This window comes from Skermanella sp. (genome assembly GCF_059503625.1).
On sequence record NZ_JCACHA010000838.1, the window covers coordinates 1 to 8,543 of the forward strand.

The window sequence follows — 8,543 nt, forward strand, 5'->3', positions numbered from 1 at the left end:
CGGCCGGACAGATGCGGACTGGCGCTGGTGCCGTCGGCGGTTCCAAGGTTGAAGTCGTCGAGCTGTCCTTGAAACAGACGCGGCACGGTGGATTTGATCGAGTGAGCATCGAACAGGATCGCTAGGCCGAACCGCTCCTTCAGTACGGCAAGTTCGGCTTCGAGCTGGCGATGGTAAGGATGCCAGTAGGTGTTCAGCCTGCGGCGGACTTCGACCGAGTCCGGTTCGCATCCTTCGCGGTAAAGCGGGGAAAAGTTGAAGGCCGTCGTTGGACAGAGCTCGGTATTGTCGCCGCCGCGATACAGCGCGTGCCCTTTTGGATCGCGGTTGAGGTCGATGACGTAGCGCGACTGCGTAGCAGCGAGAAAGCCAACACCCAAGGCCGGCGCGAAGTTGTACAGTCTGTCCAGATGCCAGTCCGTATCGCCGACCTCATGAGCTGCGTCGGTCATCGATGCCGCTATGTCCAGCGGAATGTCGGTGCCAACATGGGGGAGGCTGATTAGGACCGGCGTTTCGCCGGGCTGGAAGCGGAATGACTCCATCTGATCCTCATGCCTTCATAGGCTGCGTCGAGTGCAGCCGAGGTACTGGGTGTGTGATCGCAGCTCAACGATCACGATCGGCACTATAACCATCGAACTATCACCGAAGATCGTTCGGGCGTCAAACGATATGTCGCTTTTATGACGCGGTTGAGTGCCGCACCGCACCCAGAACACTGAGGAGCGGAAGTAGCGGGACCATGATGGCAAACGATTATTTGGTAACTAACAGTTTTCTTCAGGCTTCCAGGTCGGGTACACTTTCGGCTACGTGATCGACCATGTCGGATAGGACGCGCCTTATGTGCTCGTCGGTGATCAGATAAAAGACGCGGTTACCGCGTCTTTCCGCCTGGATCAGCCGTCCCGCCCGCAGAAGCCTCAGATGATGACTGACCAGCGAAGCCGACAGGCCAAGCTGGTTCGCCATGTCGCCGACCGAAACTGGTGTATCCAGGCATGCGAGAATGATCCTGAGCCGGCTTGGGTCGCTCATCAGCCGGAACATGTCCGCCAGTTCGGTGGTTTGGTCCTCCGATAGGCGCATATGGGCCGGCAGATCCTTGGCGGAGGTATGCTTCAACATGCTCTGGTCCGATTCGGGGCAGTTAAACCACAAAGATCAGTAGATGGTGACCGACTATCAAGCCCTGCTCAAGGGGCATCGTCAATCCACCAGCAGCGACCACTTGCGGCCGCTCAGCGGTTCGGCGCCGGCAACCGCCGCCACCGACTCTCCGGCGACCGCCATTTTCGTCTGGTTGCGCGACCACAGGATACCGGAAGTTCGGGTCGTCAGCGGCGTACGGGCCGTTCTGGGGTCTTCCGCCGTCGGGTCCACGATGTCGGCGATCACCTCCCCGGCCTGCACCAAGTCGCCGATCTGCCGGCGATAGGCAAGGACACCCGGTACCGGCGTGATCAGACGATCCACTCCGGACAAGGGCGTGGCGGCACATCTGAGGGGGGGAACCGGACCGGGATGCCCGGCTACGAGACCGCGGCGCTGAAGAAAACGGAACAGGTTGTCGGCGTCGGAAGCTGCGCTGCCGTCTTCCACGTCGGATTTTCCCCGCAGCTCGATCGTTGCGGACAGACACGCATTGGGGATCGGGAACCGGTCGCCGAAATGGCTTCTCAGCTTCCACCATACCATCGAGCAGGCCTCGTCGAACGGGTCGCCGCCGCTGTCTCCGGCCAGCATCACGACCCTGCACCCCAATTGGGATGCCAGATCGGCCGCCTCCGGCCACAGCTCGTCCGACGTATACATGTGCATCAGCGATTCGAGATCGCAATGCAGGTCGAGCACGAAGTCGGCATCGATCGCCATGGTCAGCAGCGTGCGCCGCAGTTCATGGAGATCGTTCGATGGGTGCAGATCGGCGAGGCCATCGAGCAGTGCCGAGCGGATCGCCGCGACATTGCCGGCCGCATCGGAACCGAGACGCTCTTCCAGCCTGGGAACGATCGAGTCCACGAGATCGGCGAAACCGCGGTTGAAGTTCTGTCCGTGCTCAAGGGAGCTTCGCCCATACAGGCGGCCGGCGACATACTGGTCGAGGCCGATCGGATTGGCGACCGGTACGACGACGATAGCGCCCTTGATGGCGCCCTGCCGGTCGGCTTCGTCCAGGCGGGCGATCAGGTGGTGCGCGGTGAGCATTCCCGGAATTTCGTCGGCATGGAGGCCTGCCTGGATGTAGGCCTTCGGCCGTCCGGCGGGATTGCCGTAGCGGTGGACGGTGATGGTGCGCGCAGTCCCCAGATGCTGCGAGGGGAGCGGCAGTGCGACGACGGTCTTGGCCATAGAGTGTCCGTTTCCGGGTTCGGTAACCCGCATCTAAACGGCCAAAGCCATTCTTGCACAAGGAAGAAATGGCAGGAAGGACGACACCGGAGCCACCGGTCAGACGGCTATGCTTTCTCTCTCGTTCGGCATCCGGTCCAGGAAGGCGAACAACTGCCGCTTCGACGCCTCGGCTACGGCTTCGATGGTCGAGAACTTCTCATTCCAGTTCGCCGGGCCTCCGGGACCTTCGCCATTCTCGTCCTCGGCCAGCCGGAGCGATGCCGCCTGATCCGCCAGCACCGCCAGGCCGAGGTTGGAAGCAGCCCCCTTGAGCGAATGGGCCAGCCGGCCGACCTGTTTGAAGTCGCCGGCGGCGGCTGCACTGCGGAAGTCGCCGGCCGTGGCGCCATGGCTGTCGAAGAACTGCTTGCTCAGGTCGCGGAACGCCTCCAGGCCAAGGACATCGACCATCTCCGTGATGCCGTCGGGATCGAGAAGATCCACTTCCGTTTCAGCCGCTGCGATTGCCGGGACCGATGGGGAATGCGATCCCGCATAGCCTATCGCTCCCCATTTCTCGATCAGGTCCACCAGGATACGCTGATGGACGGGCTTGGCGATGTAGTCGTCCATGCCGGCGGCCAGACACCGCTCGCAATCCGATGGCAGGGCATTCGCCGTCATCGCGATGATCGGGATGCGTCGTTTCTCGCCCGGGAGGGCGCGGATGGCGGCGGTCGCTTCGAAGCCGTCCATTTCCGGCATCTGGACGTCCATCAGGATCAGGTCGTAGTTTTTCCCGCTTAACGCTTTGACGGCTTCGGCGCCGTTGTTGGCGATGTCGACGGTATGTCCGAGCTTCTGCAGGCGCCGCGCCGCCACCTGCTGATTGATCAGGTTGTCTTCAGCGAGAAGGATGGTGAGAAGGCGGGCCGGGGCGGCCTTCGCCGATGCTTCGGACGTTGCCGGCGCGTTCGCAGGCAGTTCCGGCAGGTCGGTCGAGCGGCGAAGATGCTCCAGCAGATAATGGCATCGGATAGGCTTCATGACGGTCGCCGTGATGCCGACCTTCTGAGCCTCGCGCCGCAGTTCCTCAGATCCGTCGCTCGATGCCAGGATGATCGGAATCGTTGCGGACCAGGGCTTGGCCCTCATCGCACGCGCCACTTCCAGGCCGGCCATTCCTGGCATCATCTGGTCCAGGATCACGGTATCGTATGTGCGGCCAGAGCCTGCCGAGGCATCCAGCATGGCAAGTGCGGCAGGTCCGTCGGCAGCGGTATCCACCGTCATGCCCCAGGCTTCCAACTGGCGCTTGAGCAGCTCCCGGTTGATGGGCAGGTCGTCGACCACAAGCGCCCGCTTGCTGGTCACTTCGATCATGTTGCGCTTGGCGTTGCGGCCGGAATGGTCGGGTGCCAGCTTCAGGGGCAGGTCGATGGTGAAGGTACTGCCCTTGCCATACGTGCTCCGCACGCCGATGGTGCCGCCGAGCAGATCGATCAGGCGTTTCGATATCGCCAGTCCCAGTCCGGTACCGCCGAACTTGCGTGTCGCCGACGAGTCTACCTGGGTGAACATGGTGAACAGGCGTGGCAGGGATTCCGCGGGAATTCCGATGCCGGTATCCGTCACCTCGAAGCGGATCGTCGCCGTGCCCTTGTCTTCGGCAACCTTGCTGGCCACCAGCGATACCCAGCCGACTTCGGTGAACTTGATCGCGTTGCCCGCAAGGTTGAGCAGGATCTGCCTGATGCGTCCGGGGTCGCCCCGGAAGACGCCGTGCAGTTCCGGCGGGACGAGATAGGCCATCTCGATCTTCCGGGCATGGGCGCGCGGAGCCAGGATCTCCAGTACGCTTTCGACCAGCGGCAGCAGCTCGAAGTCGATGTCGTCGAGCGTAAGCCGGTTGGCTTCCATCTTGGAGAAATCCAGGATGTCGTTGATTATGGTGAGAAGGGCTTCACCCGACTCCTGAATGATCTCCGCGAAGCGCCGCTGCTCTTCCTCCAGCTTGGTGTCCAGCAACAGGCCGGTCATGCCGATGACGCCGTTCATCGGCGTCCGGATTTCGTGGCTCATGGTCGCCAGGAATTCCGACTTGGCGCGATTGGCGATCTCGGCCGCCTCCTTCGCCTTCTGCAACTCCGCTTCGCCGCGCTTTCGCTCGGTGATGTCCCGGATCTCGGTGACACAGGCGTCGATGCCCCGGAAGGGGATGGTCCGGGACCGAAGTTCCACCGGATAGCCCGATCCGTCCCGGCGATGGCCCGTGGCGTCGCAAGGATCGCTCGATCCGTCGAGCACGGCGCCCGAGACTCGTGCCCTGTCGGCCTGATCGATCAGGGTCAGCACGCTGCGCCCGACCAGATCGTCGTAGTTGAAGCCGGTCGTGACGCACAGGGCCTGATTGACCTCCAGGATGATGCCGCCTTGATGGATCGCGATGCCGGTGAAGTACGCCTCGTGGAGAATCCTGAAGCGCTGCTCGCTTTCCCGAAGGGCCGCTTCCGACTGGCGCCGCGCTTCGTGTCCCTCCATGAAGGCGTTGAACCAGCGTGTCAGGTCGGCGACTTCGCCGCTGCCCATCACCGGCAGCCGGTCCGCATGCTGGGCGGTGCCGTCCTGAAGGCTCTGAAAGTGGGACGTTATCCGCCGGATCGGGGCTACGATGCTGCGCGACCAGGACATGGCCGCCAGCAGCACAATGACAAGGCAGACGACCATCACCGCGGCCGTCGCCCTGGAAATCGTGCCGACATGCCGGTTCAGGGATTCGAGTTCGACCACCTCCGCGACCAGCCACTGGCTCCGGTCCGAGCGCAGGTATGTGACGACCACGGGCTGGCCGTCGAGCGGATGCGTGAAGCTGCCGGACTGCCCGGCGAAACCTTCGGCGAAAGAGGCGCTGAGGCGCTCCCCGATCAGCTGCCTGTCCGGATGATAGATGATCCGGTTCGCGGCATCGACGACCAGGAGGTGCGACGCGTCCTCCGTCGCGCTGCCATGGAAGTGCTGATACAGCAGATCGACGCTGTAGTTGACGATCAGGAGCGCAACCGGAACTTCGGTCAGCGTTTGCCGGTCGAATCCGCGTATGACCTTGGCGGCCGCGATGACCTTCCGGTGGCTGGAACTTGCGTTGACGTTGTCCTCGATACCGGCCCAGTGGACGATGCTCGAACTGGCTAGTGCACCGTCATAGATCCGCTGCCGGACATCCTGTCGCAGATGCCCGACATCCAGTGTGTCGCCGACGTGATAGTGGTTTCCTTCGGATGTGAATATCTCGATCGACACTAGCCCCTTGATGTTGAGGTAGCTGTTGAGGATGTACCCGATCCTGGCCTGGGTCGCGAGATTGGTGAAGCTGTCGCGCGGCTGCCCCGTCTGGCTCAGGGCCTCGGCTATGGCGTCGACGTTGGATATGTTGGCGATCAGGCTTTCGACCTGATCCATCTGGACGTGCAGGTAATCCTGCTGGCTGCCGACCTGCTGGGCGGCGTGCCAGCTTGCCTCCGTCTTCAGGATGGAACGCGAAACTTCGATCGCGGTCATACCGATCGCCAGGATCGGCAGAAAGCTCAGGATTGCCAGATAGGCGATGAACCTGAGAGTGATATTGAACTTCAGCCGGGGCACTCGCATCGCACCGTCACGGCTTGGCCGGCTGCGTGGTCAGAATGCGGACATCCACCATGGTTTCGGGCGGCATCGTTTCGCCCGAGATCATTCGGTTGGCGTAGACCACGCCGAGATATCCCTGCCGGCCGGCCTGCTGGTCGACGGTCGCGGTCAGCGTGCCCTGCTTGACTGCCTCCACGGCGTCGGCAAGGGCGTCGAAGCCCGCGATCCTGACATTGCTCAAGCCGGCTTCCTGTATGTATCGGGCGGCTCCCAGGGCCATCATGTCGTTTGCACAGAACAGAAGGGTGATGCCGGGTTCTCGGGCAAACAGACCCTTGGCGACATCATATGCCTCGTCGATCTTCCAGTTGGCGGACTCCTGCGCCACCACGGTGACGGCGGGGTTGCCGGAAAACGCCCGCAAGGCTCCGGCCTTGCGGGATTCGGCATTGGAGGCGCTGCGGATACCTTCGATCAGGGCCGCTTTCGACGGTTCCGTCACTCCGCTGGTCAGCGCACTGGCCACAAGAAAGGCGCCTTGTTCGTTGTCGACGCTGATGAACGGCACCGTGCGCAGGCCCAGGGTACGGGAGAAATCGCCGTCCAGACGGTTGTCGATGTTCACGACTGCCAGACCGGCATCCTGGGCGCGTTTCAGTGCGGGGATCAGTTTGACGCTGTCGCCGGGAGCTATGACGATGGCATCGACCTTTTGCCGGACCAGTTCCTCGACGATGGCCACCTGCTGCTCGATCGAGGTTTCCTGGGCGGCGGTCTTGACCAGGAGTTCGATGCCCAGTTCCGTTTCCGCCTTGCGGGCGCCTCGCTCCATTTCGACGAAGAAGGGGTTGGTCAGCGTCTTCATGACGAGCGCGATCTGCCTGCGCTTCGGCGCCGGGACGGCGGCAGGTTCGGATTTCGCCGCGCCTTCGACCATTGCGGTGCCCTTCTGGACCGGCTTCGGGTCGTCGCAGGCGGCCAGCCAGACAATCGCCAGAATACCGAGCAACAGGTTGACGCATGCCCTGCCGAAACCCATGCCGGCCGGCCGGAGCGTCGGATGGCCCTGCGGGAGCAAGAGGGCTGAAGCGGACATCGTCGAAACTCCGTTGCGGTGGCTTTCCGTCCGGCGGTCGCTTGGCCTTTTGCCGCGGCGCTGATGGGGAACGGAGCGGTAGAGCCTCATGATCGGCCAGAGAGGTTAATAATAAGCCTATGATGTTTCGGTTAGGCGCTCGGCTCCGGCCGCAGCGGAACCCGGCAGGTTCGGCGGTGTCCGCCGGATCTGCGAAGCGACCGACATTATGCGGTCGCGCAGCAGTGCCGGCCGAATCGGCTTGGTCAGAAAGGCGGACACGCCGGCGGCACGCGCCTGCTCGACCAGTTTCGCCTTTGCATGGGCGGTCAGGAAGATCACCGGTGTCTGCGATGGCGGAGCACGCGGCGGCACCACTCCGGCAGGGCGGGTGCCGGACCGCAGATGCCTCAGGAAGTCCAGACCGTTGACCGGCTCCATCTCGATGTCGCTAAGGATGACGTCGATCTCCGTGGTGCCGAGCAGTTCGAGCGCCGGGCCGGCTCCCGGCGCCTCGAACACCGCCCTGACCCCCAGCCCGCGCAGGATCGAGAGGATCAGCGATCGGGTGAAACCGTCGTCTTCGACGACCAGCACGGTGAGATCTTCGAGCTTTGATCCAGCGGACATGGGAGAGCACTTTACGAGCGGTTGGATGATAGCTGCGAGCTGGATCCCCAGGCGTCCCATCCTGGTGTCATTCCGGAGATATGGCCGAACGAAGCAGCGTCTTTTTCGCAAAATACCTTACGTTTTCCAACTTTGTCTTAATGCGCTTCCGGCATGCCTGAGACAGGACGCCGCTGGTCCGTGCGACGGCTTGATGCCGCGATCCGGTCGCGCCCATTGTGCCGGCGGTACGGTCGTACGAAGTCAGGACCCGCGATTTGGACCCGAAGGTTATCCGGATATTCATGAGTTCCGTCAGGACGGGCGGGCTGATGCTGGCTCTGGCGTTCTATGGACTGTTTGGAATGCCGGCACCCGGCCGCCTGGGCTGGGGGGAGGCAGTTGTCGGCAGCGGGCTCCTTCTTGCCACCGGGCTTGGTCGCCCGCTGCTTGTCGGCACCGGCGCCCTGCTGCGCGATTCGGGCGCGCGCCTGCATGACTTGGCAGGCACGATGGCCTTCAATTATCTGCTCTGGTTTCCGCTGCTGCGCGGAGTGTTGTCGGGGGCGAGCGGCGAGGATATCTACAGGGATGTCGTACCGCTCGTGTTTCTGTTCCTTCCCGTCCTGCTGGTGCCCGGCACGGCATTCGGCCGGCGGATGCTGCCGCTGGGATTGGCGGCGGCCGGCGTTCTGTTCAGCCTGCGCTGGTGGTGGCCCGGATTGGCATTCCATCAGGTCGGCCGTTTCGCCATGGCCGAGGGCGACGGCTATCTGCTGAACAGTCCTGCCGTCCTGTTTGCGGCGGTCTGGCTTCCCCTGCTGGCATTGGAGAGGCTGGAACGGAAACCTGGCCTCTTGACGGTAGTTCTAGCTTCGCTTTTGTGCGGCGGGGC

The 8,543-nt window shown here is 62.9% G+C and carries 6 protein-coding genes and 1 pseudogene; 1 reads left to right on the forward strand and 6 read right to left on the reverse strand.

Features of this window, described 5'->3' with window-relative positions; all coding sequences use genetic code 11:
- The 6 genes from AC5JJ6_RS30275 to AC5JJ6_RS30300 all read right to left on the reverse strand — a co-directional run.
- Nucleotides 1-545 (reverse strand): N-formylglutamate amidohydrolase (locus AC5JJ6_RS30275; protein ID WP_496045621.1); only part of this gene is annotated, 545 nt, incomplete at its 3' end.
- A gap of 238 nt (nucleotides 546-783) precedes the next feature.
- Nucleotides 784-1,131 (reverse strand): ArsR/SmtB family transcription factor, encoded by a 348-nt coding sequence (locus tag AC5JJ6_RS30280; RefSeq protein ID WP_496045622.1) that lies wholly within the window; start codon nucleotides 1,129-1,131, stop codon nucleotides 784-786.
- An 81-nt stretch (nucleotides 1,132-1,212) separates the two neighbouring features.
- Complete coding sequence (locus tag AC5JJ6_RS30285) at nucleotides 1,213-2,355, reverse strand: succinylglutamate desuccinylase/aspartoacylase family protein (RefSeq protein WP_496045623.1); 1,143 nt, start codon at nucleotides 2,353-2,355, stop codon at nucleotides 1,213-1,215.
- 99 nt (nucleotides 2,356-2,454) lie between these two features.
- Nucleotides 2,455-5,979: a response regulator gene (locus tag AC5JJ6_RS30290; protein ID WP_496045624.1), complete on the reverse strand. Its 3,525-nt coding sequence runs from the start codon at nucleotides 5,977-5,979 to the stop codon at nucleotides 2,455-2,457.
- Nucleotides 5,980-5,992: 13 nt separating this feature from the next.
- Nucleotides 5,993-7,060, reverse strand: a complete 1,068-nt coding sequence (locus AC5JJ6_RS30295; protein WP_496045625.1) for a sugar ABC transporter substrate-binding protein — start codon at nucleotides 7,058-7,060, stop codon at nucleotides 5,993-5,995.
- 117 nt (nucleotides 7,061-7,177) lie between these two features.
- The gene (locus AC5JJ6_RS30300; RefSeq protein ID WP_496045626.1) at nucleotides 7,178-7,669 is read right to left on the reverse strand and encodes a response regulator; all 492 of its coding nucleotides are present in this window, start codon (nucleotides 7,667-7,669) and stop codon (nucleotides 7,178-7,180) included.
- 284 nt (nucleotides 7,670-7,953) lie between these two features.
- On the opposite strand from AC5JJ6_RS30300, the pseudogene AC5JJ6_RS30305 reads away from it, so the two are divergent.
- Nucleotides 7,954-8,543: pseudogene (locus tag AC5JJ6_RS30305) on the forward strand (hypothetical protein); the annotation flags it as partial.

Bases quoted from the DNA above. Each gene is read 5' to 3' on its own strand.
- AC5JJ6_RS30280 (WP_496045622.1), bottom strand. From the start codon at position 1,131: ATGTTGAAGCATACCTCCGCCAAGGATCTGCCGGCCCATATGCGCCTA.
- AC5JJ6_RS30285 (WP_496045623.1), bottom strand. From the start codon at position 2,355: ATGGCCAAGACCGTCGTCGCACTGCCGCTCCCCTCGCAGCATCTGGGG.
- AC5JJ6_RS30295 (WP_496045625.1), bottom strand. From the start codon at position 7,060: ATGTCCGCTTCAGCCCTCTTGCTCCCGCAGGGCCATCCGACGCTCCGG.
- AC5JJ6_RS30300 (WP_496045626.1), bottom strand. From the start codon at position 7,669: ATGTCCGCTGGATCAAAGCTCGAAGATCTCACCGTGCTGGTCGTCGAA.